This is a genomic window from Rhodanobacter sp. B04 (assembly GCF_002001125.1).
Classification (GTDB): Bacteria; Pseudomonadota; Gammaproteobacteria; order Xanthomonadales; family Rhodanobacteraceae; genus Rhodanobacter.
Window position 1 is genome coordinate 136660 of record NZ_MUNV01000026.1, and the last position, 24398, is coordinate 161057.

At 65.6% G+C, this 24398-nt stretch carries 21 protein-coding genes; 8 read left to right on the forward strand and 13 right to left on the reverse strand.

Features of this window, described 5'->3' with window-relative positions; all coding sequences use genetic code 11:
• Window positions 1-9: 9 nt before the first annotated feature.
• Together bla and B0E46_RS15320 are read right to left on the reverse strand one after the other, a co-directional pair.
• Window positions 10-891, reverse strand: coding sequence for a subclass B3 metallo-beta-lactamase (bla, locus tag B0E46_RS15315; RefSeq protein ID WP_077556605.1), 882 nt, complete (start codon window positions 889-891; stop codon window positions 10-12).
• 155 nt (window positions 892-1046) lie between these two features.
• Complete coding sequence (locus B0E46_RS15320) at window positions 1047-2657, reverse strand: amidase (protein WP_077556606.1); 1611 nt, start codon at window positions 2655-2657, stop codon at window positions 1047-1049.
• A gap of 166 nt (window positions 2658-2823) precedes the next feature.
• Between B0E46_RS15320 and B0E46_RS15325 the strand changes: the two genes are divergently transcribed.
• Both B0E46_RS15325 and B0E46_RS15330 read left to right on the forward strand, forming a co-directional pair.
• Window positions 2824-3507 carry a c-type cytochrome gene (locus B0E46_RS15325; protein WP_254425196.1) on the forward strand — a complete coding sequence of 228 codons (684 nt, stop codon included), beginning with the start codon at window positions 2824-2826 and terminating at the stop codon, window positions 3505-3507.
• Window positions 3504-4793, forward strand: coding sequence for a cytochrome c (locus tag B0E46_RS15330; RefSeq protein WP_077556608.1), 1290 nt, complete (start codon window positions 3504-3506; stop codon window positions 4791-4793). Before B0E46_RS15325 ends, B0E46_RS15330 begins: the two co-directional genes overlap by 4 nt.
• A gap of 43 nt (window positions 4794-4836) precedes the next feature.
• On the opposite strand, the gene B0E46_RS15335 is transcribed toward B0E46_RS15330, so the two are convergent.
• Together B0E46_RS15335 and B0E46_RS15340 are read right to left on the reverse strand one after the other, a co-directional pair.
• On the reverse strand, window positions 4837-5346 hold the full coding sequence (locus B0E46_RS15335) for a mismatch-specific DNA-glycosylase (RefSeq protein WP_077556609.1): 510 nt from the start codon (window positions 5344-5346) through the stop codon (window positions 4837-4839).
• Entirely contained in the window at window positions 5330-6037 is a 708-nt protein-coding gene (locus tag B0E46_RS15340; protein ID WP_077556610.1) for an ATP-binding protein, read from the reverse strand. The genes B0E46_RS15335 and B0E46_RS15340 overlap by 17 nt, the downstream gene beginning before the upstream one ends.
• A gap of 218 nt (window positions 6038-6255) precedes the next feature.
• On the opposite strand from B0E46_RS15340, the gene rng reads away from it, so the two are divergent.
• Together rng and B0E46_RS15350 are read left to right on the forward strand one after the other, a co-directional pair.
• Window positions 6256-7737 (forward strand): ribonuclease G, encoded by a 1482-nt coding sequence (gene rng / locus B0E46_RS15345; RefSeq protein WP_077556611.1) that lies wholly within the window; start codon window positions 6256-6258, stop codon window positions 7735-7737.
• A gap of 21 nt (window positions 7738-7758) precedes the next feature.
• Window positions 7759-11646, forward strand: coding sequence for a YhdP family protein (locus B0E46_RS15350; RefSeq protein WP_077556612.1), 3888 nt, complete (start codon window positions 7759-7761; stop codon window positions 11644-11646).
• A 10-nt stretch (window positions 11647-11656) separates the two neighbouring features.
• Here B0E46_RS15350 and B0E46_RS15355 read toward each other — a convergent pair whose 3' ends face one another.
• Window positions 11657-12862, reverse strand: a complete 1206-nt coding sequence (locus B0E46_RS15355; RefSeq protein WP_077556613.1) for a sterol desaturase family protein — start codon at window positions 12860-12862, stop codon at window positions 11657-11659.
• A gap of 133 nt (window positions 12863-12995) precedes the next feature.
• Here B0E46_RS15355 and tldD point away from each other — a divergent pair, with 133 nt between their 5' ends.
• On the forward strand, window positions 12996-14435 hold the full coding sequence (tldD, locus tag B0E46_RS15360) for a metalloprotease TldD (RefSeq protein ID WP_077556614.1): 1440 nt from the start codon (window positions 12996-12998) through the stop codon (window positions 14433-14435).
• Window positions 14436-15240: 805 nt separating this feature from the next.
• Here tldD and B0E46_RS15365 read toward each other — a convergent pair.
• The gene (locus B0E46_RS15365) at window positions 15241-16161 is read right to left on the reverse strand and encodes an MBL fold metallo-hydrolase (RefSeq protein WP_077556615.1); all 921 of its coding nucleotides are present in this window, start codon (window positions 16159-16161) and stop codon (window positions 15241-15243) included.
• A 156-nt stretch (window positions 16162-16317) separates the two neighbouring features.
• Window positions 16318-16857, reverse strand: a complete 540-nt coding sequence (locus B0E46_RS15370) for a carboxymuconolactone decarboxylase family protein (RefSeq protein ID WP_077556616.1) — start codon at window positions 16855-16857, stop codon at window positions 16318-16320.
• A gap of 137 nt (window positions 16858-16994) precedes the next feature.
• Between B0E46_RS15370 and B0E46_RS15375 the strand changes: the two genes are divergently transcribed.
• Window positions 16995-17891, forward strand: a complete 897-nt coding sequence (locus B0E46_RS15375) for a LysR family transcriptional regulator (protein WP_217316357.1) — start codon at window positions 16995-16997, stop codon at window positions 17889-17891.
• Between the two features lie 284 nt (window positions 17892-18175).
• Here B0E46_RS15375 and yjgA read toward each other — a convergent pair whose 3' ends face one another.
• Together yjgA and B0E46_RS15385 are read right to left on the reverse strand one after the other, a co-directional pair.
• On the reverse strand, window positions 18176-18730 hold the full coding sequence (gene yjgA / locus B0E46_RS15380; RefSeq protein ID WP_077556618.1) for a ribosome biogenesis factor YjgA: 555 nt from the start codon (window positions 18728-18730) through the stop codon (window positions 18176-18178).
• Between the two features lie 29 nt (window positions 18731-18759).
• Window positions 18760-19002 carry a DUF1653 domain-containing protein gene (locus B0E46_RS15385; RefSeq protein ID WP_077556619.1) on the reverse strand — a complete coding sequence of 81 codons (243 nt, stop codon included), beginning with the start codon at window positions 19000-19002 and terminating at the stop codon, window positions 18760-18762.
• Between the two features lie 105 nt (window positions 19003-19107).
• Between B0E46_RS15385 and pmbA the strand changes: the two genes are divergently transcribed.
• Both pmbA and B0E46_RS15395 read left to right on the forward strand, forming a co-directional pair.
• On the forward strand, window positions 19108-20490 hold the full coding sequence (gene pmbA / locus B0E46_RS15390) for a metalloprotease PmbA (protein ID WP_077556620.1): 1383 nt from the start codon (window positions 19108-19110) through the stop codon (window positions 20488-20490).
• 130 nt (window positions 20491-20620) lie between these two features.
• Window positions 20621-21058, forward strand: a complete 438-nt coding sequence (locus B0E46_RS15395) for a DUF4870 domain-containing protein (RefSeq protein WP_077556621.1) — start codon at window positions 20621-20623, stop codon at window positions 21056-21058.
• Window positions 21059-21122: 64 nt separating this feature from the next.
• Here B0E46_RS15395 and B0E46_RS15400 read toward each other — a convergent pair whose 3' ends face one another.
• The 4 genes from B0E46_RS15400 to B0E46_RS15415 form a co-directional block, all read right to left on the reverse strand.
• A complete protein-coding gene (locus B0E46_RS15400; protein WP_077556622.1) occupies window positions 21123-22022 on the reverse strand; it encodes a farnesyl diphosphate synthase in 900 nt (299 codons plus the stop codon).
• Complete coding sequence (locus B0E46_RS15405; RefSeq protein WP_077556623.1) at window positions 22006-22263, reverse strand: exodeoxyribonuclease VII small subunit; 258 nt, start codon at window positions 22261-22263, stop codon at window positions 22006-22008. Before B0E46_RS15405 ends, B0E46_RS15400 begins: the two co-directional genes overlap by 17 nt.
• A gap of 77 nt (window positions 22264-22340) precedes the next feature.
• Window positions 22341-23642 carry a tRNA lysidine(34) synthetase TilS gene (gene tilS, locus B0E46_RS15410; protein ID WP_077556624.1) on the reverse strand — a complete coding sequence of 434 codons (1302 nt, stop codon included), beginning with the start codon at window positions 23640-23642 and terminating at the stop codon, window positions 22341-22343.
• Between the two features lie 10 nt (window positions 23643-23652).
• Window positions 23653-24393: an NYN domain-containing protein gene (locus tag B0E46_RS15415; RefSeq protein WP_077556625.1), complete on the reverse strand. Its 741-nt coding sequence runs from the start codon at window positions 24391-24393 to the stop codon at window positions 23653-23655.
• Window positions 24394-24398 lie beyond the last annotated feature (5 nt).

Here is a 24398-nt window from a genome sequence, read left to right on the forward strand (position 1 = left end):
GTCACGTGTCTAATGCGTGGCGTGATCCTGCCGTTCCCTGGCAAGGCGCGCTTCGAGTTTGACACCTGCAGCGGCGGCATAAGCCTGACAGGCATGCGGGTCGATCAGCGGATTGGGCTGCCGCCCACGATCGCGTGCCGTCACTTTTTCCATGAAGCCGATGGCGTCGGGATGCGGAACCATCAGGATGTCGCAGGGCAACGCGGCGATCGTCGTCAGGGAGCGACGGAAATCCTCCACGCGATGCGCGTGCGTGGCGTCGTCGCTGAAATGGAAACCGTCCGAACTGATGGCGCTGAGACTGTCGGCGTAGACCATGTCCAGGCAGCGCCCGCCTGCGCATGAGCGCCATGTCCACGAAGTGCTGCCGGGCGTGTGTCCAGGCGTGTAGTGCGCGGTCAGCTCGATGTTGCCCACGCGCACCGTGCCTCCGTCGGGCACCACGTCGACGTGGGCGACGGGCGGGTAGCGTAGTGCTTCGCCGAATTGCGGATCTTCCGGATCGTTGCCGCCAGCCATCAGGGCGCGCGCGCCCGCTGCACTGGCCCGCACATGTGCGCCGCTGGCAGCAGCCAGTTCGGCGATGGCACCGGCATGATCGGAATGCGCATGCGAGTTCAGTATCACGCGTACATCCTCGATGCGGAATCCGAGGGCGCGGATATTGGCTTCGATCAGCGGCGCATTACGCTGCAATGTGCCGTCGATCAGGATATCGCCCTGTGGCGAGGTGATCAGGATCGCGCTGAGACCCTCGGTGCCGACGTAGTACGTGTTGCCGTAGACCTGGAATGGCTTGTGCGGCTGGTGCCAGCTGGGTTCTTCGGCATGGGCCGACAACGCGGCGATGGCGGCCACGCCGATAAACAGATGGCAGGCGAATCGCTTCATGTGGCTATCCATACGAATGGTCCGTGAATCGAAGGGAAGGTGGCGGTCGTGACGACGTCTGCTGTCTTTCACGCCAGCGACTGCCATAGCCTGCCCTGCCGACCGGGCCGAACAGGGCGGCCAGCCGGTTGCCCATGTGGCCGAGTTGGGGAAATTTACGGGCTGCCGGCAAGTTGCGGCTTGCCATCCACCGTGTCGAGAAACTGCGGTGGCTGCCAGGCATGGCGATGCTGCTCGAAGCCGTAGCCGATCGAGATCAGCGTGGGCTCGCTCCACTTCGCGCCGAACAACACGATGCCGACCGGCAGGCCATGCGCCCAGCCGGCAGGTATGGTGATCGACGGATAACCGGCGACGGCGGCGGGTTGCGAGGCGCCGCCGATGTTCGGGTCGCCGCTGACGATATGGTCGCCTAGCACCAGGTCGGTGACGAAGGCCGGACCCCATGACGGCGCCAGCAAGGCGTCGAGATGATCCTTCGCCAGGGCGGCGTCGATGCCCTCCGGGCCGGCCAGCTGTTTCGTCTTGGCCTGTGCATCGAGATAAGCACGGTCGGTGAGTGGACCCCTGGCCTGGGCCTGCTCGAACAACTGCTGGCCGAACCATGGCATCTCGCGCGTCGCCTCGCGCTGATTGAACGCGATCAGGTCGGCCAGCGTATGCACCTTCAGTCCGGTCCGCGTGGCCAGGTAGGCGTTGAGGTCGTGCTTGAGGTCGTACTGCAGGACCGTCGACTCCGGTGCGTTCAGTTCGCTCAGATGCGGCAGCGTGACCGGGTCGACGATGGTCGCACCCTGTGCCTTCATCGTGGCGATCGCTTGTTCCAGCACGCGATCCGCATTTGGTTCATTGCCGGCCAGCTGGCGCACCACGCCGATGCGCTTGCCCTTCAAGCCATCGGGATCGAGGAAGCGGGTGTAGTCGGTGGCATGCCTGTCCGCCTCGGCGGTGGCGGGGTCGCGTGGATCGCTGCCGGCGATCACGCCGAGCAGGGTGGCCGCATCGGCCACGCTGCGCGCCAACGGACCGGCGGTATCCTGGTTGTGGCTGAGCGGCACGATGCCGCTGCGGCTGACCAATCCCAAGGTGGGCTTGATCCCGACGATGCCATTCATCGAGGCGGGGCAGATGATCGAGCCGTCGGTCTCGGTGCCGATCGCCACGGTGACGAGTCCAGCCGCCACCGCTGCCGCCGAGCCTGAACTCGATCCGCAGGGGTTGCGATCGAGCGCATACGGATTGCGCGTCTGGCCGCCGACGCCACTCCAGCCGCTGCTGGCGTGATCGGAACGCATGTCCGCCCATTCGCTGAGGTTGGTCTTGCCGAGGATCACTGCACCGGCCTTGCGCAGGCGCGCCACCAGTGCGGCATCGCGTGGCGCCGGTGCATCGGTGAGCGCGAGTGAGCCGGCGGTGGTGAGCATGCGGTCGCCGGTGTCGATGTTGTCCTTCAGCAGTACCGGGATGCCATGCAACGGGCCATGCGCCTTGCGGTGCCTCGCATCGATCACGCCGGCGAGTTTCATGGCATCCGGGTTCGTCTCCAGTACCGCCCGCAGCGTGGGGCCCGACCGGTCGATCTGCTGGATGCGTGCGATGAACTGCTGCGTCAGCTGCCGGCTGTCGAGCATGCCGGCGTCCATGCGTTGCTGCAGTTGCGCGATCGACGCCCAGGCCGCAGCGGGCGGTGTTTCATCGGTGGCGATGGCCGGCGTGGCAAGCAGCACGGCGAGGAGCGCAGCGAGAGAGACGGATGAGCGGTTCACGAGATCCCCCGATTCGACGAATGCGGCATGTTGTCGCGACAGCCCAGCTTAGCCGCATGACGGATGAATCGCCGCTGCCGGCCACGCCTATACTCCGGGCATGAACACGAACACCAAGTTGCGCCCTGCCACGCCCATCGTTGCCGTTGCGCTGCTTGCAGCCGCCATGCTGATTGCTGCAGCGGCTCGTGCAGCCGACGCGCCGAAGATTCCCGATACCCTGCAGCAACGCATCGCCGCCTGCACCACCTGCCATGGCGTGCATGGCGAAGGCACGCCCGGCAGCGGCTATTTTCCACGCCTGGCAGGCAAGCCAGCCGCCTACCTGGCGCGGCAGATGCAGGATTTCCAGAACGGCCTGCGCAAGTACGCGCCGATGGAATACACCGTGCGCCAGCTGAGCCCGGCATACATGCAGGAGATTGCCGAATACTTTGCGGCGCAGCAGGTGCCGTACAGCCGCTCGCCGCTGCCGCCGGTTTCTGCGGCAACCTTGCAGCGTGGCGAGCAACTGGTCAGCAAGGGCGATCCCGCGAGCAGGATTCCCGCCTGCGCCAGTTGCCACGGCAACCAGCTGACCGGGGTGCAACCGTCCACGCCGGGGCTGGTCGGTCTGCCGTATGACTACCTCAGCGCGCAGCTGGGTTCCTGGCGCACGCATACCCGCGGCACGGTGGCGCCGGACTGCATGGCGGTGATCGCCAACCGGCTGAGTGATTCGGACATCACCGCGGTGGCGGCAGCGCTGGCCAGCCGCCAGCTGCCCGCGGACACGCATGCGCAGGCTGCCGGTTCGGTGACGCCGCCCTTGCCGTGCGGGGTCCTGGGCGCGACGGGAGACGGTACATGAAGTGGTTGCGTCGGCTGTTGCTGTTGATCGCGATACTGGTCTTGCTGCTGGTGGGTTGGCTGTTTTTCGGTGGCGGTCATCAACCGACATCGCCGGCGATGAGCAAGGTGACTGCCGCCACGCTGCACGATCCCGCCTTGATCGCGCGCGGCGGATACCTGGTCAAGGTTGGCGATTGCGCCGGCTGCCATACCGCGCAGGGCGGCGCCGCGTTTGCCGGAGGCCGCTTGCTGGCGACGCCATTCGGCAATATCCCGGTGCCCAACATCACGCCGGATCGCGACACCGGTCTGGGCGACTGGAGCTTCGAGGATTTCTGGCAGGCGTTGCATGCCGGCAAGGGCCGTCACGGCGAACTGCTGTATCCGGCGTTCTCCTACACCTCGTATACCAAGGTGACGCACGACGATGCGCTGGCGATGTTCGCTTACCTGCAGTCGCTGCCGGCCGTGCATCAGACGTCCAGGCCGTTGATGCTGGATTTTCCCTACAGCGTGCGCAACAGCGTGGCCGCATGGCGTGCGTTGTATTTCAAGGAAGGCGTGTTCCAGCCTGATCCGCAACAGACGGCACAGTGGAATCGCGGCGCCTATCTGGTGCAGGGCCTGGGCCACTGCAACGAATGCCATGCGGCGCGCGACTCGCTCGGCGGTACGCCGCAGGACATGCATCTGACCGGTGGCCAGATTCCGTTGCAGAACTGGTATGCGCCGGACCTGAGCACGCGGCGGAACGGCGGCCTGCATGGCTGGAGCGAGCAGGATATCGTCGACTTGCTGAAAACCGGCCAGTCGGCCAAGGGTACAGCGTTCGGCCCGATGGCCGACGTGGTGGCAGGCAGCACCCAGCACATGAGCGACGACGACCTGCGCGCGGTGGCGACCTATCTCGGCTCGTTGCCGGCACGACCTCCGGCAGCGGAGGAGCCGTCGCCATTCAATGCGAATTCGCTCGTGCAGCAGGGCGAGAAAATCTACACGCAGCATTGCGCGGATTGTCACGGCAAGGATGGTAACGGCGTCGCCGGCATCTACCCGCCGCTCGACGGCAATTCCTCGGTCACCGAGCCGAGCGGCATCAACGCGACCCGCGCAGTCCTGCTGGGTGGTTTTGCACCGCTGACGGCAGCCAATCCACGGCCGTATTCGATGCCGCCGTTCGCGCAGCAGCTGAGCGACGCCGAAGTGGCGGCGGTGGTCAGCTATATCCGTGGCTCATGGACGAACAAGGCAGCGGTGGTGCCGGAGCGTGATGTCAGCAAGGATCGGCAGACGCCGATCGATTGAGGGCTGCACGAACGTTGATGCATTCTCGGGTGGATTCCAGCGATCAAGGCTTGCTGACGTAGTTTGACAGTGCTTTCCACGGCGACAGATCCCAGTGACCGCGCGCCTGCCCGGAAGGTGACGGCAATACAAACAAGCGCGTGCTGCCGATGCTCTCATCCTGCAGTCCATAGCGGACGCTACGGCCCAGCAGCGCGCGTGCCGCATTCTTGCTGGTGAACGCGAGCAGGCGTGGCGCATGGTGTTCGATCTTGGCGATCAGGGCGGGTACATCGAAAGCATCGCGCGGCAGTTCGTTGTCGTTGCCGGCATGGCGTTTGGCCAGGTCGGTAAGCCCGATGCCGTAATCGTGCAGCAGGGGAAATTCAGCGGGCGACAGCTGGCGTGGCGTCAGCCCGGCTTGGTGCAACGCGCGCCAGAATTGGTTGCCGGGATGCGCGTAATAGGCGCGTTCGGCGGCCGAGCGCTTGCCCGCGGCGGTGCCGCAGAACACCAGCCTCAGGCCTGGTCGCAGCACATCGGGCAGGATGTGGCTTTCAGCCAGCTTTGCCATGGTCGTCGAGCCGGCTGTTGTCGAGCAGGAAGTCGGTGAACTGGAAACGTCCGTCACGCAGCACCGATTCGCCGCGACGCAGCTTGAGCGGCTGGCGGAACAGCGGGCCGGCGTAGCTCAAGGTGTGGAACTCGCCGCGTTCGCCGCAGGGATCGACACCCGCCGGGAGCGAGTCGAGCAGGGCGGCATCGTAGTCGCGGCCGCAGTAACCGGCATCGAGCTGCTGGGTGTCGACGCAGCACAGCATGGCGCGATGGCCTTCGCTGACGAAGCGTCGCGACAGCGTGGCGGTGTCCTCGCCCCACAACGGAAACACCGCGCGCCAGTTGTCGCGGCCGAGCTGGCGCACGCGGTATTCGCGCACGTCTTCCAGGAACAGGTCGCCGAAGGCGCAATGGCGGATGCCGGGCCAGCGCATGCGCGCCTCGACCAGCCCTTGGGCGTGGGCCTGTTCGTAGGCTTCGTTGCTGCCGGGCCAGTCCAGCATGACTTCAAGCAACGGCTGCCCCAGCGCGGCGGCCTGTGCCAGCAGCACCTCGCGCTGCACGCCGTGCATCGCCACGCGCTGGTAGTTGCGGTTGACCGTGGTGAGCAGGCCGACCACCTGCCATTGCGGATCGGCGAGCAGGCGCTGCAGCGCCAGCAGGCAGTCCTTGCCACCGCTCCAGGCCAGCAGTATCGGCGTGGTCATGCTTCTCTCCAGGGTTGTCCGGTCGACCGGGGCTTGCCATCGGAGTTGGCGCCCCCGGTGATGTCACCGTCGCACAAAGTCGTTGCCAGCGGCAATTTCGTGCGCGCCGGACGCCTATTTTGAGGGATCGGACGCAGGAATGCGGTTTCCCGGCCAAGGTTCATCGACAGCCTGTGGCTGCAGCCGCTATAAAGATGACTTGTCCGGGGGAGTATGCGGTGAGCGAAGAAATACTGATCAACGTGACCCCACGCGAGACACGGGTCGGGGTGGTCGAGAACGGCATGTTGCAGGAGGTTCACGTCGAGCGGGCCTCCAAGCGGGGCTATGTCGGCAATGTATACAAGGGCCGGGTGCAGCGGGTGATGCCCGGCATGCAGGCGGTGTTCGTGGAGATCGGACTGGAGCGTGCGGCGTTCCTGCATGCCTCGGATATCGTGCGGCCGGCGCCGTCCGCCGATGGCGCCGAGCCGAATGGCAACGGCAACGGTCATACCCCTTCGATCAGCGAACTGGTGCACGAGGGCCAGGAGATCGTGGTGCAGGTGGTGAAGGATCCGATCAGCACCAAGGGCGCGCGGTTGTCGGCGCACCTGTCGATTCCCTCGCGTTATCTGGTGCTGCTGCCGTACGCCCGCACGCTGGGCATTTCAGCCCGGATCGAGGACGAAGCCGAGCGCCAGCGGTTGCGCGAAGTGCTGACCCCGCTGATCGGCGAAACCCCGCTGGGCTACATCGTGCGCACCAATGCCGAAGGGCAGAGCGCCGAATCGCTGGCCTTCGACGTGGCCTACCTGACCAAGGTGTGGCGGGTGGTGCAGGAAAACATCGCCAAGGCCAAGGTGGGCGAGCGCGTCTACGAGGAGCTGTCGCTGCCGCTGCGCAGCCTGCGCGACATGCTCAACGACGACATCGAGAAGGTGCGGGTCGATTCGCACGCGACCTACGAGAAAGTGGTGAAGTTCGTGCACAAGTTCATGCCGAGCCTGGACGACCGCATCGAACACTACGACGGCGAGCGGCCGATCTTCGACCTGTACGGGGTCGAGGACGAGATGCAGCGCGCGCTGAAGAAGGAGGTGCCGCTGAAATCCGGCGGCTACCTGATCGTCGACCAGACCGAGGCGATGACCACGATCGACGTCAACACCGGTGCCTATCTCGGCTCGCGCAACCTGGAGGAGACCGTCTACCGCACCAACCTGGAGGCGGCGCAGGCAGCGGCGCGCCAGCTGCGGCTGCGCAACCTGGGCGGCATCATCATCATCGACTTCATCGACATGAACGATGAGGAGCACAGGCGCCAAGTGCTGCGCATGCTGTCCAAGGGCCTGGCGCGCGACCACGCCAAGACCACGGTGTACCCGATGTCGGCGCTGGGCCTGGTCGAGATGACCCGCAAGCGCACCACCGAGAGCCTGGCGCGGCAGCTGTGCGAGCCATGCCCGGCCTGCAACGGCCGCGGCGTGCTGAAGACCGCCGAAACGGTGACCTACGAGATCTTCCGCGAGATCACCCGCGCGGTGCGCCAGTTCAATGCCCAGCAGCTGCTGGTGATGGCCAACCCGCTGGTGGTGAACCGCATCCTGGAGGAAGAGTCCACCGCGGTGGCCGAACTGGAAGAGTTCATCTCCAAAAGCATACGCTTTCAAGCTGAAGAGCATTATTCGCAGGAACAGTTTGATGTCGTCTTGCTGTAAACACGGTCCGGATTGCCACGCGTGAACAAGCGGTGGCGGCAGCGGCTTCATCTTTGCGCGCGTGCGCTGGGCTGGGTGGCCGGCGTCAGCGTGATCCTGCTCGCCGTGCTGATGGCCCTGGCGCAACTGCTGTTGCCGCTGCTGGCGCGACATCCGGCGTGGGTGGCCGCGCAGCTCAGCCAGCGCGTGCAGCGCCCCGTCAGTTTCATCTCGATGGAAGGGCGCTGGACGCCGTCCGGCCCGCTGTTCGTGATGCACAACGTGACGGTAGGCATGGCGCCGGGTGAGCAAGGCACCGTGCTGCAGCTGCCGGAGTCCGAGCTGAAGCTGGATTTCGGTAGCTGGCTGCTGCCGACGCGACACCTGCTCAACCTGCATGTGCGTGGCATGCAACTGGATCTGGCACGTGACGCCGATGGCTGGCACGTCAACGGCATCGGCGTCGCCGGCGGCGCCAACAAGCAGCCGTTCTCGCCGGGCCGGCTTTCACTGGACCTGTGGCTGGAGGATCTGCGGGTCGATGTCACCGATGCCATCCGTGGCAGGCACTACACGTTGCTGGCGCCGCAATTGCGACTGAGCCGGCAGGGCAGCCAGATCCGTTTCGGCGGACTGTTGCAGCGCGGCGGCGTGAACACGGCGCTGCGCACGGCGGGGCGTTTTCGCGAGGACGGCAGCAGCGGACAGGTCTGGCTTGGCGCCGACGATGTCGAGCTGAAGCCGCTGCTGGACGGCATCGATATGGACGGCTATACGGCCGATCAGGGACATGGTCGATTGTCGGCGTGGCTGGACTGGCGCAAGGGCAGCGTGGCCAACAGCTTGATCCGCTTCGACCTGGATGCCTTGGCGGTGACCTCCCCAGCGGGCGCCACGGCCAGTGTGCCGGCCCTGCATGGGCTGGCTGGCCTGCGTCAGACCGACGATGGCTACGACATACGCTGGGCTGGCGACGATGGCGGCGCGCTGGCACTCCGCCTGGATCGTCCTGACACCCCGCAGGTTAGCGTCGGTGTCGCTGCGCGGGAGCTGCAGCTGGCCCCGCTGCTGCCCTGGCTGGCGCTGGCGCCGGATCTGCCGCCGGGCTTGGCGCAGTGGCTGGGCAGCGGGCAACCTCACGGCGACCTGAGCCGGGTTGCACTGCAGTGGGACCGCGCCGGCGGCCTGCGCGCGCTGGACGTGACTTTTCAGGGTCTGGGTATCGACCCGGTCGGCAAGCTGCCGGGCTTGAACGATCTGCATGGCGAATTCCGCGGCGATGCCGAGGCGATCTCGCTGGAGTTGCCGGCCCAGCCTGCCACGTTGCAGTTCTCCCATCTGTTCCGCCAGCCGTTCGTGTTGTCGAAGCTGGCCGGCACGCTGGCATTCTGGCGGCAGGACGACGGTTGGCACATCGGTGCCGATGCCCTCGATTTCGTCGGTACCGGTTACGCCGGACAGGCTCGCGGCGAGGCGATCCTGCCGGCACAGGGCGGCGCGCCATTCCTGGACATCTACGCCTCGGTGGATCATGCCGACGTGCCGGCCGCCAAGCTGTTCTGGCCGGTCAGCGTGATGCCGCCGCAGACGGTCGCCTGGCTGGATCGGGCTTTGGTGTCCGGTCACGTCGACCAGGCCCAGGTGCTGGTGCGCGGAGATCTGGCTGACTGGCCGTTCCATCACAACGAAGGCCGTTTCGAGGCGCGCGCGCAGATCAGCGACCTCACGTTCAACTACGGCGATGCGTGGCCGCGCGCGGAAAACGTGAGCGCCGTGGCCAATTTCATCAACAGCGGCATGCTGATTGAGGCTGGCGGCGGCCAGTCGCTGGGCGTGAAGGTGGACAAGGCGGTGGCGTTGATTCCGGATTTCGGTGACGGCCTGCTCGACCTCAACGTGCAGGGCAGCGGCAGTGGCGCCAGTCTGATGAACTTCGTGCGCAAGAGTCCGATCGCCAGCCAGCAGTCCGATACGCTGGCCAAGTTGAACGTGGGCGGCAGCGGCACGTTCGACTTCCATCTGAGCCTGCCGCTGAAGAAGGTCGAGGACGCCCGGCTCAGCGGCACCGCCCAGCTGAAGGACGCCGATCTGAGCGCAGCGGAGTGGAACCTCAAGCTGGACAAGCTCAACGGGCCCTTGCGCTTCGATCTGCATGGCATGCAGGCCGGCCCGCTGGTCGCCAGCTATCACGGCCAGCCATCCAAGTTGCAGCTGGCAGTAGCAGGTGCCAACGGCGATCCCGCCACCGTGCTGTCGGCGCAACTGCAAGGCAGCTACATGGTTGCGGAGCTGGTGCAGGACTATCCGTCACTGGCCTGGCTGGGACAGTTGGCTCACGGACGCAGCGATTTCACGATCGGCTACGTGCTTGCAAAGATTCCCGGCCACGATGCGCTCAGCCAGACCCTCAGCGTCGATTCGCCGCTGCTCGGCACCGCGCTAGACCTGCCGGCGCCGCTGCACAAGTCGGCGGAGGCCGGCATGCCGTTGCACCTGACACTGGGCCTGCCGGTCAGCGGCAGCGATGTGCAGGTGGCGTTGGGTCAGGTGATGCGCGAGCGCTTGCGCCTGCCCGCCGATCCGAAGCAGCCGGTGGCGGGCACGCTGGCGTTTGGCGACCAGATGCCGGATGCGCTGCCGCTGAAAGGTCTGCGCATCCGCGGCCATGCGAGCCAGCTCGATGTCACCGGCTGGGTGCAACTGGCGGCGGGCGGCAGTGGCGGCAACGGCCCGGGTCTGGAAAGCATCGACGTCAGCACCGACCAGGCTGAATGGTTCGATCATCCGCTCGGCGCGATGACGATCCAGGTGAAGCCGCAAAGCGATGCACTGAGCGCCGACATCAGCGGTGTCGCGATGGCCGGCAATTTCAGCGTGCCCACGCAGGAACTGGACAAGCGTGGCGTCACGGTGCGCCTGCAGCGGTTGTACTGGCCGAAGAGTCCGACTGCGGAGACGTCGCCGGCGGCAGCGACGGGCGCCGGCGCGATGCCGGCAGTCGATCCGGCCAATACCGGCGTCAATCCGGCCACCTTGCCGTCGTTTCACATGTGGGTGGGCGATCTGCGCCTGGGCGACGCCAAGCTCGGCGAGGCGCGCCTGGAAACCTGGCCCACCGCGAATGGCCTGCACATCGAGCAGCTGCGTGCGCTGTCCAGCCGGGTGCAGATCAACGCCAGCGGCGACTGGAATGGCAGTGCCAGCAACAGCCATACGCATATGAAGATCAGTTTCGCAGCCGAGGATCTCGGCGAGATGCTCGGAGCCCTGGGTTACGACGGGCTGGTGAATGGCGGCAAGACGCATGACGAACTCGATGCCAGCTGGCCCGGGGCGCCCAGCGCGTTGTCGCTGGCTACCATGGACGGCACGCTCAGCATCCACGTCAACGACGGCCGCATCCCCGAGGCATCATCGCCTGGGGTGGGGCGTTTGCTGGGCCTGGTTTCGCTGGCCGAGCTGCCGCGCCGGCTCAGCCTGGATTTCGGCGATGTGTTCGGCAAGGGACTGGCGTTCGATTCGATTGTCGGCGACTTCCATCTGGCCGATGGCAATGCCACCACCAGCAACCTCGCGATCGACGGGCCGGCGGCCAATGTCCGGGTCAGCGGCCGTACCGGCCTGCGGACCAAGGATTACGACCAGCAGATGATCGTGGTGCCGCACATCGGCAACAGCCTGCCGCTGGTGGGTGCCGTGGTTGGTGGTCCGATCGGCGCGGCGGCGGGGTTCGCCGTGCAGGGGCTGCTCGGCAGGGGCCTGAACCAGGCGGCCAGTGCGCGCTACAAGATCACCGGAAGCTGGGACAAGCCGGTGATGACCCTGGTCGAGAAGCATGGTGTCACCCCGCCTGCAGCCGTGCTGCCTGGCAGCCTGCCGGCGTCGTCGGGTAGCGTCGCGCCGGCGCCGGCAAGCTCGATCGGGCACTGATTCCGGCGGCTCAGGCCGGCGGTTCCGCTGCCGTGTCGTGCCGGCGGAACGGAAACAGCTGCTGTTTCACGAAGCCGTCGGGCATGTAGTCGCCGACCACGCCATAGCGTTCGGGGAACTTGTTCTTCGACTTCACGGCGGTGCCGAACAGATAGTCGAGAAAAGCGTAGTGCGCCGCGTAGTTCCGGTCGATCGCCTCGTCGTCGGAGGCGTGGTGCCAGTGGTGGAAGTCCGGCGTCACCAGCACATACTTCAGCGGCCCCCACGGCAGGTGCACGTTGGCGTGGTTGAACACCGCCTGGAAACCGACGATCAGGATGTAGCCGTTCATCGCCGCCTCGCTGAAACCGAGGATGTACAGCGGCGCCAGCACGCAGACGCGGGTGAAGATCAGCTCCAGCATGTGCTGGCGCGAGCCGGCCAGCCAGTCCATCGTCTTCACGCTGTGATGGACCGAGTGGAAGCGCCACAGGAACGGCACCTCGTGATACGCGCGATGCGTCCAGTACTGCGCCATGTCCGCCACCAGCACGCACAGCAGCAGCTGCGGCAGGAACGGAATGTGCTGCACGGTCTGCTGGAAGTTGCTGCTGACCAGCCAGCCGAACAGGTGATGCAGCAGGAAATTTACCGTCAGTAGCGCGAGGCCGACGATGAAGTGGTTAACCGCGAAATGCTTCAGGTCGGTCTGCCATTCCTTGCGGAAGATCGCCTGGCCCTTGTACAGCGGAAACAGTTTCTCGATCACCACGAAGATCAGGGTCGAGCCGAGCAGGTCGAGGATGAACCAGTCCAGCCCGATATACGGCGTGTGATCGGGGAAGTTGCCCACCGGCACGCGCGAGCCGCCCAGCGCGACCGCGGCGAACACCAGCACGAACGCCACGATATTGATGTTGCGCTGACGGTTGAGCACCAGATTGCCCAGCGAGATGCCGCCGGCGACCAGCAGGCCGACCAGCAGCACCTGGCGCAGCACGTCCACCGAATACTTGTGGCGCAGGTCCGGCGTGGTCAGGTATTGCGGAAAGTGGAAGGCGAGTACCGCCAGCAGGCACAGGAAGCCCAGCGACAGTGCGATCGTGCTGCTGATCCAGCCCTGGCCCGGCTTCATCTCGCCATCGTCGTGCAGTAGCGCGCGGGTTTCCGCGACTGGCGCCTTCACCACGTGGTTGATGATCTTGCGGGCGCCCCCATGCCTGGAATGCTCACTCATCCTGCGATTTCCCCCTTCGACGCCGGCCGGCGCCGGTTTGCATGGTAGCCCAGACATCCCGTTCACCGCTTTAAAGCGGTCCAGGGCAACCCCATGTGGGATAGTTCCTGATCGACCGCAGAAAGCGAGCACCATGGATTCCCTGATCGCGCTAGCCCAGAGCAAGTTGCTTACCCCCGGCGGCCTCGCCACCGGCGACCTCGACCGCGTGTTCACCCAGCTGATGGGCCCGGCGATCGACGCCGCCGACCTGTACTTCCAGCATTCGCGCAGCGAGTCGTGGCTGCTGGAGGAGGGCATCGTCAAGGATGGCAGCCACTCGATCGAGCAGGGCGTGGGCGTGCGCGCGATCAGCGGCGAGAAGACCGGCTTCGCCTATTCCGACGAGATCGTGCTGCCGCAGCTGCTGGAAGCCTCGAAAGCGGCGCGGGCGATCGCGCACGACGGCCGCGGCGCCGGCAAGCCGCTGGCGCTGAACGGCGCACGCCAGCTGTACCCGGCGATCGACCCGGTCGAGAGCCTGCCCAATCCCGAAAAAATCGCCTTGCTGCGTGAAGTCGATGCGTATGCACGTTCGCGCGATCCGCGCATCAGGCAGGTCATCGTCAGCGTTGCCGCCACCATGGACACGATCCTGATCGCCGCCTCCGATGGCACGCTGGCGGCCGACGTGCGTCCGTTGGTGCGGCTCAACGTGCAGGTGATCGCCGAACAGAACGGTCGCCGCGAGCAGGGCAGCGCCGGCGGTGGCGGCCGTTACGGCTATGCCGAGCTGATGGCGAACGGCCGCGCACTGGCGTTCGCCGACGAGGCGGTGCGCCAGGCGTTGGTGAATCTCGACGCGATCGACGCGCCGGCCGGTCAGATGACCGTGGTGCTCGGCCCCGGCTGGCCCGGGGTGCTGTTGCACGAGGCGATCGGCCATGGCCTGGAAGGCGACTTCAACCGCAAGGGCAGCTCCGCCTTCTCCGGCCGCATCGGCCAGCGTGTGGCCGCGAAGGGCGTCACCATCGTCGACGACGGCACGCTGCCGGGGCGTCGCGGTTCGCTCAGCATCGACGACGAAGGCACGCCGACCGAGTGCACCACGCTGATCGAGGACGGCATTCTCAAGGGCTACATGCAGGACAAGCTCAACGCGCGCCTGATGGGCATGGCGCCTACCGGCAACGGCCGCCGCGAATCGTTCACCACGTTGCCGATGCCGCGCATGACCAACACCTACATGCTCGGCGGTACGCACGATCCTGCCGAGATCATCCGCTCGGTGAAGAAGGGCCTGTACGCGCCGAACTTCGGCGGTGGCCAGGTCGACATCACCAACGGCAAGTTCGTGTTCTCCGCCAGCGAGGCGTACCTGATCGAGGACGGCAGGATCACTGCTCCGGTGAAGGGCGCCACCCTGATCGGCAGCGGCCCGGAGGTACTCAACCGCGTCTCGATGATCGGCAACGACATGAAGCTCGATGACGGCGTCGGTGTGTGCGGCAAGGATGGACAGAGTGTGCCGGTCGGTGTCGGTCAGCCGACGTTGAAGATTGATGCGATGACGGTGGGTGGAACGGCTTCGTAAGTCTGGGTATTTGCACCAAACTCGAACCCTCGTCATTCCGGTGAAGGCCCGCACCAGACCTCCAAGTCGTCATTCCGGCGAAGGCCGGAGGAGTTTTTCAACAGCGAAGCTGGTCATCGCCTCTGCCTTTCCTGCACTTAGGCATCAGAGCAAAGAGCTTTCGTCTGCCTGTGGCAGCCGAGTCACTTTTTTCTTGCGTGGCCAAGAGAAAAGCAACCACTGCGCCGCAGGAGCGGCGCGAACGGCGAAGCCGGCCCGAAGGGCGGAAGGCAGGATGCCCGGAGTAAAGGAGAAGGCCACCCCGCTTGGCGCTTGCCGCCCATTCATGGGCGGCAAGTCCGTGAGCCGGGGCCGGGCTTTTCGACAGGGCATCCTGCCCTGACGAACAGGAATCGACATCCATGTCGATTCCCCCTTCGGTGCCTGTCGTCCCCGACTCACCGCCGCACAGGGGGGCCGGGTAGAGCAGCGTGCCATCCTGGCCCGTACCCGGTGCGCAACCGCTGCGCGCTTGCGAGAGCGGAACAGCCTGCGAAGCCAAGCTTTTCGATTTGACGTGTGAGTTGGTATGTCTACAAACGGCCATGAAGAGACGGTCAGCGACCTAGGTGTGCCTGTCGCAAAGCCGCCGTTCGCAAGGGATGAAACAGGTCGCCCAGCGATCGTCGGGCAGGCGCTGTCGGACCTGCCGTGAAGCGGACATTCTGATTAGTGCAGCCATCGCTCCGGTGTTGGCGAATCCCACCGGGCGCGGAAGAGACATGCGCTGCCATAGGTCTTCGCATGGCAGAACGCTGCGCTTTCTCTACTTGGGGATCTGTCGAATGGCCTCGTACGCAGCAGGCACGTTGACCGTGTTGTGCGCCCAGTCGAACAAGCTGTATTCGCCGTAGTGCGACATGCCGGCCGCCTCGAGCGTAGCCTCGACCGATTCACCCGCTGCGATCGCGGCGCTGACCGCGGTATCAAGCTCGCGCAGATACCGAATCGGAAAGTCGATATCCGCCGGTCGCATGGGGCGGCCGTGTCCCGGAATGATCGTCGCGTCTTCGGGGAGGAAATCGCGAACCTTCGTCAACGTCTCGATGGTGTCCCGGTGACGTCCTTCAAGAAGCCACGGGAGCGCCGGAGAGGGAGCCTGGATCATGTTGCCCACCCACAGAACCTTCGCGTCCGGCGTCCAGATCACCAGGTCACCTGGCGTCTGCGCAAATCCAAAGTGACGAATCTCGACCGTTCGACCACCAAGATCGACACTGATGAAGTCCGAGACAGTGATATCGGCGCTGCGAGACTGCACCCGCTCAATGCCATTGCCTTTGCCCATGAGGCCGAGCGTGAAGCGGCGATCGTCTTCAAAGTTCTCGTCCAGGTAGCGCTTGGTCGCGGGATGATGGATCACCACAGTGCTTTCCGGAAACACGTAGTTCCCGTACGCATGGTCGCCGTGATAGCTGGTATTGACGAGGAAGCGAATCGGCTTCGAGGTCTGCTGGCGGACCAGCCCGATGAGCTGGGAAGCAAGATCGCCGTTCAACATGGCCTCGACAACCAAAACGCTTCGTTCGCCGATGACAAAGCCCCCCGTCGTAGCGACGTGGTCCTTGGCGAATACGTCGTCAGGCATCACCGCAAACACGCCCGGTGCCATCTCTTTCGAGGTCAGGTTTACCGACGCTGCGTCCCAGGGAGGTGTCGCCTCGTGCTCGTCATGGTTTTGGGTCATGGCAATTACTCCAGTTTTAGCGTGTGAATTTTGGTAAGTCCGCCGACCACGACCGACCAGTGCCCGGGTCTGCCGGGTTGCAACCGCCTTCTGCCGGGAATACCCGGTCGTGGTTGAAATGCCGCTCGTGGCCGGTTCCTGAGTCCTGCGAGGACGTCAACTGTTCAGCGGGGGCGCGGCAGGGAAGTCCACCGGGACCAACGTGGTGGAGTGCAGGAAGTTGGTGGTCATCTTGTCGCCGATGGCGACGATCGCATCGACGAGATTGGCTTCTGTCCAGCCGACTGCAAAGAAGGCCTGCACCAGAGCCTGGTCGGCATGTCCACGCTCCAGCGCGATGTTGCGCACAAGCCTGGCCAGTGCATCCAGGCGCGGATCGAAGGACACGCCGCCGCCGCGGATCTCCAGAATCTGCTCGGGCGTATAGCCGAGCATGCTGCCCACCGCCGTATGCGCCGCCAAGCAATAGGCGCAGTCGTTGACCTGGCTGACCACGAGGTTGATGACCTCGCGCGCCTTCGGGCTCAGCGAACTCTTGGAGTTATTCAGCATCAGGTAGGTTGCCAGCGCGGTTTCGGAATGCGCGAAGGTGGCGAACAGGTTCGGGACGAAGCCGAACTTCTTCTTCATACTGTCGAAGATGGCCTGGTTGGCCGGCGAGACGTGGTCGTAGGTGGGCACGGTTATGGTGTTCATGAGGGGCTCCAGTGGCAGTGATGACTCAGTGGGGTGAACTGTGATTGCAGAACCAGATCGCCGGTAGACCAGGATTTGGCCTAACATTCAGTCCAACGTGGCATCAATAAGGGCAGCTTGTGGATCGCATGTCGGCCATGCACACCTTCGTGCGCGTCGTGGAGACGGGCAGCTTCTCGGCCGTGGCGCGGGAGCAGTCCAGCACCCAGAGTGCGGTGAGCAAGCAGGTGGCGGCGCTTGAACGGCATCTGGGCGTGAAGCTGCTGACGCGAACGACGCGCATGCTCTCGCTCACCGACGATGGCGAACGCTATTTCGAAGACGCCCGACGGCTGGTCGCCGAGGTAATGGAGGCCGAGAGCCAGTTGCGCCGGGGCGAGCAGCAGCTCACCGGATGGCTCCGAGTGGCCGCTTCGGTCGGATTCGGCACGCGCGTGCTGCGACCGCACGTGCTTTCGTTTCTCACCGCCCACCCCGGTGTGAAAATAGATTTCAGACTCAACGACGGCTTCATCGACTTGGTCGAGCACGGCATCGACGTCGCCGTACGCATCGGCAACCTCGCCGATAGCACGCTGGTCGCGCGGCGCATCGGCACTACCCGGCTGGCCGTGGTCGCGAGTCGTTCATTCGTCGCCGCCATGACGGCGGAGCGGCCGACACCGCAGATCCCGGCCGACTTGAAACGCCACCCGTGCATCGTCTACACGGAAATGCGCACCCGAAATGTGTGGGACTTCAGAACGGCCGACGGGTCAACGGCGTCCGTGCGCGTCGAGGGCTCCTTGCAGACGAATTCAGAGGAGATTTTGCGGGCGGCGGTCATCGACGGTTTGGGCATTGCCTACGTGCCCACCTGGCTCTTTCAGGATCTGATCGCCAGTGGAGATGTACAGATCCTACTTCCGGGCTGGGAGCCCAGTTCGTTACCGATCAACCTGGTGAGCCCACCCGAACGCCGTCGCGCCGCCAAGGTACGTGCGTTCTCCGACCATCTATCGGCAGCACTCGCGGACTCCCCTGCGTGCCGTTGAGGCCAAGAGGTGTCAGGGACAATTTGGACCTATCGGCCAGGAGCAGCCTCTCAAAAATGCACTCGAGCTGACCCGAGTTTTGGAGTCACTTTTCTCTTGCGTGGCCAAGAGAAAAGTAACCTCGCCCTCCGGAGGAGGGTGAAAGCTCTTCGCTCTGATACCTAAGTGCAGGAAAGGCAGAAGCGATGACCAGCTTCGCTGTTGAAAAACTCCTCCGGTCTTCGCCGGAATGACGACTCTGGGAGGACCTGTATACGCGCGTCGCGCAAGGTGTCGCAGAGCACTCAGCCTTCGGCCGAATCGCCTTTCTGCGCCAGATCCTTCAACAACTGAAAAATCTCCCGATACGCCCGCGGCGGCTTGTTCGGGATTTCCTTTTCCAGGCGCGCCTGCCGCACCAGCGACCGCAGATGCTGCCGATCGACCTGCGGATGCTCGGCGATCAATTCCGACAACGCACCTTCGTCCTCGGCGATCAAGCGATCGCGCATCGCTTCGAGGCGATGCATCGCGGCGGTTTCCTGACGCTGCTTCTCGCGATTCTCGCCGAGTTCGGCACGCACCGACGCGAAGTCTTCCTCGCCATAGCGGCGCATGACCTTGGCAAGGAACGCCATCTGGCGCTTGCGCGCGATATGCGCGGTGATGCGCCGGGTGACGTCGATTTCGCGGCGCACGTCTTCCGGCAGGTCGAGCTTGGCCAGCCGGCTCGGCTGCAGATCGACCAGTTGCTGCGCAAGCACCAGCACGGCGAGTGCCTCGCGGCGCTGCTGGGTACGGCTGGGGCCGTACTCCTGGTCGTCGAGTTCGGTCTGGTTGCGGCTGCGGCTTGGGCTCACGATTTCAATTCCGGAAGGTGGTGCGTGGGTCAGGCGTGGGTGTCGGCGTCGGCTGCAGGCTCGGCCTGCTCCAGCGCGAAACGGGCGATCGGCTCGCCATCCAGCTCGATGGTTTCGCTGAACATCGCGGCAGGGCGTACCCACAGGCCATGATCGCCATACAGCGCCTGGTAGACCACCAGTGGCTCCATCGTCTCGCTGTGATGGGCGGTGCCCAGCACGCGGTAGCGCTGGCCCTTGTAGTGGCGATAGATGCCGGCGGTCAGTTGCATGGCGTTCTCCGCAGCTCTTTGCATTTCGTTGCCGCGGCCCCCATTTGGAGGTGCAGCGGTCGCGAACCGCTTATTCTACCCGTCTAACCCCCAGGAAAGCCCAACGTGAGCGAAGTTGTCATCAGCCCGGATCGCAGCCACACGGATCGAAGTGAGGCCGAACTCGACCGGCTGGCCGAACTCGCCGAGGACGTGATCCGTCGCGCCCGCGCCGCCGGCGCAAGCCAGGCGGAGGTGGCAGCCAGCATCGACACCGGCCTCAGCGTGAATGTGCGCCTGGGCGAGGTGGAGACGGTCGAGCATACCCGCGACCGCGGCTTCGGGCTCACCGTGTACTTCGGACAGCGCAAGGGTTCGGCCAGCACCGCCGACCTGCATCCGGATTCGATTCAGGCCACGCTGGACCAGGCTTGCGCGATCGCGCGCTATACCGAGGCCGATCCGGCGGCGGGACTGGCCGATGCTGCACGCATGGCAAGGTCCTTTCCCGATCTCGACCTGTGGCATCCGTGGGATATCGATACCGCGCGGGCGATCGAGCTGGGCATCGAGATCGAGGATGCGGGACGCGCGCACGCCGGCATCAGCAACTCCGACGGCGCCAGCGTACAGGCCGGGCAGGGCGTGTCGGTCTATGCGAATTCGCACGGCTTCGTCGGGCGCGAGCGCGGCACGCGGCATTCGCTGTCGCTGGCCTTGATCGCCGGCGACGAGGACGGCATGCAGCGCGACTACTGGTACGACAGCGTGCGCGCGGCCGGCGATTTCATCAGCGCGCAGGCGCTGGGCGACAAGGCGGCCGAACGCACGCTGGCGCGCATGGGCGCGCGCAGCCTGTCGACGCGGCAGTGCCCGGTGCTGTTTGTGCCGGAGCTGGCCCGCGGACTGATCGGCCACCTGCTGGGCGCGGTCAGCGGCGGGGCGCTGTATCGGCGGGCCAGCTTCCTGCTCGACCACGTCGGCAAGCCGGTGATGCCGGCATGGCTCAACATCCACGAGCGGCCGCATCTGCAGCGCGGCCAGGGCTCCGGCAACTTCGATGCCGAAGGCGTGGCCACCCGCGACAGCACCCTGGTCGAGGGCGGCGTGCTGGCGCGCTACGTGCTGGGCAGCTATTCGGCGCGCAAGCTGGGGCTGGAGTCGACCGGCAATGCCGGCGGCATTCACAACCTGATCGTCGAAGCGGGCAGTGCCGACCATGCGCAGGACGACTTCGCCGGCATGCTGCGCCGGATGGGCACCGGTTTGCTGGTGACCGAGGTGATGGGCCAGGGCGTGTCCACCATCACCGGCGATTATTCGCGCGGCGCGGCGGGTTTCTGGGTCGAGAATGGCGTGATTGCCTATCCGGTCGAGGAGATCACGATTGCCGCCAACCTGCGCGAGATGTTCGCCGGCATCGTGGCGGTGGGCACGGACGTCGATCCGCGTTCGCACCTGCTGACCGGCTCGATCCTGCTGGAGCGGATGACGGTGGCCGGCGAATAGCCTGCCGCAAGCTTCCGCCCCCTGCCGCAAGTTCACTCGGAAAAACGCGCAAGGCTTGCTAGCATCCACACCACCGGCGCTGGGCCGGCCGGCTGTCAATAGAGAAGCTGTCGACGTTGAGGAGATACGCATGAGCGTTCCGCCCGAGTCCGTCATTCCGCCTGCGCCGGGCGATCCTTCGCTGGCTGGCGTGCCCTCGACCGAAGAACGTCAGTGGGCGATGTTCGCGCACCTTTCCTCGCTGCTCGGGGCCATTCTCACCGGCGCCTTCGGCGGCGGCTGGGGCTGCTTCATCGGCCCGCTGATCATCTGGCTGGTAAAGAAGGACACCATGCCGTTCGTCGACGATCAGGGCAAGGAGGCGCTGAACTTCAACATCACGGTGGCGATCGCGTTCCTGATCCTGCTGCTGTTGTCGGTCATGACGTTAGGCATCGGCCTGATCATCGCGATTCCGCTGTGGGTGATCATCGGCCTTGCGTGGCTGGTGCTGACCATCATCGCGGCGATCAAGGCCAACGAAGGCGTGCGTTACCGCTATCCGTTCACGCTACGCCTGATCAAGTAACCGCGACCTGGTGGCGACGCGAAAGCCGCCATCCGGCGGCTTTCGCACTTGTGCGTCTGGGCGGTCAGTAGGCGCGATGCGCGGCGTAATGCGCCAGTTCCTGCAGCAACACGCCTTGTTCGCCCAAGGGCTCGATGGCGCCTAGTGCGGCAGCGGTCAGCTCGGCCAGTCGGGCACGCGAGGCGTCGAGGCCGATGATCGAGGGGAAGGTGGGCTTGTCGGCGGCGGCGTCCTTGCCGGCGGTCTTGCCGATCACCGCCGATTCGCCTTCCACGTCGAGGATGTCGTCGCGTACCTGGAACGCCAGGCCAAGCGCATCGGCGTAGCGATCCAGCGCCTGCAGCGTGCCGGTGTCGGCATGGGCGACCAGCGCGCCGAGTTGTACCGAGGCGCGGATCAGCGCACCGGTCTTGCAGGCATGCATGTGCTCCAGCTCGGCCAGCGTCAGCTTGCGGCCGACTGCGGCCAGGTCCAGTGCCTGGCCTCCGGCCATGCCTTCGGCGCCGCAGGCGCGGCCAAGCGCGTGCAGCATGCCGATGGCGGTGGCTGCATCGATGCGGCCCGTCGTGTCGTTGGCCAGGATCTCGAAGGCCAGCGCCTGCAGCGCATCCCCGGCGAGGATCGCCATCGCTTCGCCGTATACGATATGGCAGGTCGGCCGGCCGCGACGCATGGCGTCGTCGTCCATCGCCGGCAGGTCGTCGTGCACCAGCGAGTAGGCGTGGATCAGCTCCACTGCGCATGCGGCGGCATCCAGCGACACGCCATTTTCGCCCAGTGCATGCGCCGCGGCGTACACCAGCAGCGGGCGCAGCCGCTTGCCGCCGCCGAGTACGGCATAGCGCATGGCGTGGTGCAGCTCGGCGGGGGATTGTGCGGCCGGCGGCAGGCGGCGATCCAGCGCCTGTTCGGCGCGGACGATCAGCGCCTGCAGGGCGGGGCCAAGCTCAGAGTTCGGGTTCAAACGGTTCGGCGTTTTCGGGAGCATCGGGGTCAAGCAGCAGGCGGACGCGCAACTCGGCCTGTTGCAGCGATTGCTGGCAATGACGATACAGGCCGATGCCGCGCTCGAACGAGGTGAGTGATTCGTCCAGGCTCATCTCGCCGCCTTCCATCCGCGCGACCAGTTGCTCCAGCTCGTCGAGGGAGTGTTCGAAGTCGGCGGCAGGCGGGGTCTTGCTGGAAGCGGGAGCGGTCTTGGCCATGGCCCGCAACGCTAACGCAGCAGCCGCACGGAATCAATCGGCGCAAGGTCGCAGCAGGGTTGCCGGGGTGACCTGGATCAACGCGCCGGCAGCCAGTGCGGGGCGCCGCCGGTCTGCTGGAAGATCGCGGCGCCATGGCTGGTGATCCAGCGATCGGCCACCGCAACCAGCTCGTCGCCGGCATACAGCAGCGGACAGGTGTTGCGCTGCCAGGGCGGCAACTGCCTTTGCTGGAACAGGTGGCGCAGCTCGCGGGTGTGCACGTCGCCGGCCGGCTTGATGCGCTCGCCGCCCTGGCGCAGCCGCACGGTCAGCGGCCCGGCCAGACGAGCGCCGGCTTCGGTCAGCGACAGCCGGCCGCCGTCTGGCAGGAGCAGCAGCTCGCCGTGCCAGGAGGCCTGCCAGTCGAAGGGAACAGTTCGTGCTGGCGGGAGGGCCCACAGCCGGCCTTTCCAGATATGCAGTTCGGCGCCCGCCCAGCGGATGCATGGCAACTGGCCGGCACGTGCGCTGCACTGGCGCTCGATCTGCCGACGCTGTGCGGTGGTCGGTGCGGGCAGGTTGCGTGCATGCAGCCAGTGGTCGAGCAGTGGTTCGCGCAATGCGGAATCCAGCGCCAGCCAGCCGGCGGCATCCAGGCTGCCGGTGGCAGGATCGTGCAGCGCACCGAACGCCGTCAGCCATTGTGCCCGCAAGGCGTCGGCGGCGGCATGGCAGAGTGCCGCGCTATGCAGGATCGAATCTGCCGCTTGCGGCCAGTGCCGCAGCAGCTGCGGCAGGACCTCGTGGCGCAGGTGGTTGCGTGCGAGCCGGGTGTCGGCATTGGAGGGATCATCGATGCTCTCCAGCGCGTGTACTTCAACGTAATCGCGCAGTTGTTGTCGCGACAGGTCCAGCAAGGGCCGCCACAGCTGGCCAGGGCCGAACGGGCGCAAGGCACGCATGCCACCCAGCCCGTCGGGGCCGGCGCCGCGCAGCAGCTTGAGCAGGACCGTCTCGACCTGGTCGTCGCGGTGATGGCCGAGCAGCAGCCATTCGCGATCGTGCAGATGCGCGGCGAGTGCGCCGTAACGCGCGCGCCGCGCAGCCGCTTCCAGGCCGTCGCCGTTGCCGGTGTCGACCTGCACCCGAAGAACCTCGCACGGCAGCCCGAGCGAGGCGCAGAAACGTCGGCAACGTCCGGCCCATGCGGCACTGTCGGCGTGCAGGCCGTGATCGACATGCAAGGCGCGCAGGCCACGCGCACGTGCGGCGGGGAGCTGCGCCAGCGCGTGCAGCAGCGCGGTGGAATCGGGGCCGCCGCTGAAGGCCACGCACAGCGTTGCCGCTGGCAAGCGCGCCAAGGCAGCCAACAGGTGCTGGTGCAGCGGGTCGCTCACTTCGAATTGCTCATTTCTTTGCGACGCGTGGGCGCACGTAGATGTGTTTGCCGTTGCCGATCTGGCGTTCCTCGGTATCGAACAGGCCGACGCCCTTGATCAGTCCGCTCAGCTTGGCGAAGCCGTAGTTGCGCGAGTCGAAATCGGGCGACTGCTTGTTGATGATGCTGCCGATTGCACCGAGGCCGGCCCAGCCGGTGTCATCCGACGCCGCCTCGATGGCATGGCGCAGCATGTTCATCAGATGACTGTCACCGCGCAGCTCCTTGGCCGAACGTTGCTTCGGCGCGGCTTCGGCCTCGGTGGCGGTCGAGGCAGCAAGCACCTCGGTGTAGATGAACTTGTCGCAGGCGGTGCGGAACGGCTCGGGGGTCTTCTTCTCGCCGAAGCCATAGACGATGCGCCCGGACTCGCGGATGCGCGAGGCCAGCCGGGTGAAGTCGCTGTCGCTGGAGACGATGCAGAAGCCGTCGAAGCGTTCGGCGTAGAGCAGGTCCATCGCGTCGATGATCATTGCCGAGTCGGTGGCGTTCTTGCCCACGGTGTAGCGGAACTGCTGGATCGGCTGGATCGAGTGGCGCAGCAGCACTTCCTTCCAGCCGTTGAGGTCGGGCTTGGTCCAGTCGCCGTAGATGCGCTTGACGTGGGCGGTGCCGTATTTGGCGATCTCCGCGAGCAGACCCTCGACGATCGCCGGGCGCGCGTTGTCGGCGTCGATCAGGACGGCGAGCTTGGTGGTGTCGTGAGCCATGACAG

Bases quoted from the DNA above. Each gene is read 5' to 3' on its own strand.
- bla (WP_077556605.1), bottom strand. From the start codon at position 891: ATGAAGCGATTCGCCTGCCATCTGTTTATCGGCGTGGCCGCCATCGCC.
- B0E46_RS15325 (WP_254425196.1), top strand. From the start codon at position 2,824: ATGCTGATTGCTGCAGCGGCTCGTGCAGCCGACGCGCCGAAGATTCCC.
- B0E46_RS15330 (WP_077556608.1), top strand. From the start codon at position 3,504: ATGAAGTGGTTGCGTCGGCTGTTGCTGTTGATCGCGATACTGGTCTTG.
- B0E46_RS15335 (WP_077556609.1), bottom strand. From the start codon at position 5,346: ATGGCAAAGCTGGCTGAAAGCCACATCCTGCCCGATGTGCTGCGACCA.
- B0E46_RS15340 (WP_077556610.1), bottom strand. From the start codon at position 6,037: ATGACCACGCCGATACTGCTGGCCTGGAGCGGTGGCAAGGACTGCCTG.
- B0E46_RS15355 (WP_077556613.1), bottom strand. From the start codon at position 12,862: ATGAGTGAGCATTCCAGGCATGGGGGCGCCCGCAAGATCATCAACCAC.
- tldD (WP_077556614.1), top strand. From the start codon at position 12,996: ATGGATTCCCTGATCGCGCTAGCCCAGAGCAAGTTGCTTACCCCCGGC.
- B0E46_RS15365 (WP_077556615.1), bottom strand. From the start codon at position 16,161: ATGACCCAAAACCATGACGAGCACGAGGCGACACCTCCCTGGGACGCA.
- B0E46_RS15370 (WP_077556616.1), bottom strand. From the start codon at position 16,857: ATGAACACCATAACCGTGCCCACCTACGACCACGTCTCGCCGGCCAAC.
- B0E46_RS15375 (WP_217316357.1), top strand. From the start codon at position 16,995: ATGCACACCTTCGTGCGCGTCGTGGAGACGGGCAGCTTCTCGGCCGTG.
- B0E46_RS15385 (WP_077556619.1), bottom strand. From the start codon at position 19,002: ATGCAACTGACCGCCGGCATCTATCGCCACTACAAGGGCCAGCGCTAC.
- B0E46_RS15395 (WP_077556621.1), top strand. From the start codon at position 20,621: ATGAGCGTTCCGCCCGAGTCCGTCATTCCGCCTGCGCCGGGCGATCCT.
- B0E46_RS15405 (WP_077556623.1), bottom strand. From the start codon at position 22,263: ATGGCCAAGACCGCTCCCGCTTCCAGCAAGACCCCGCCTGCCGCCGAC.
- B0E46_RS15415 (WP_077556625.1), bottom strand. From the start codon at position 24,393: ATGGCTCACGACACCACCAAGCTCGCCGTCCTGATCGACGCCGACAAC.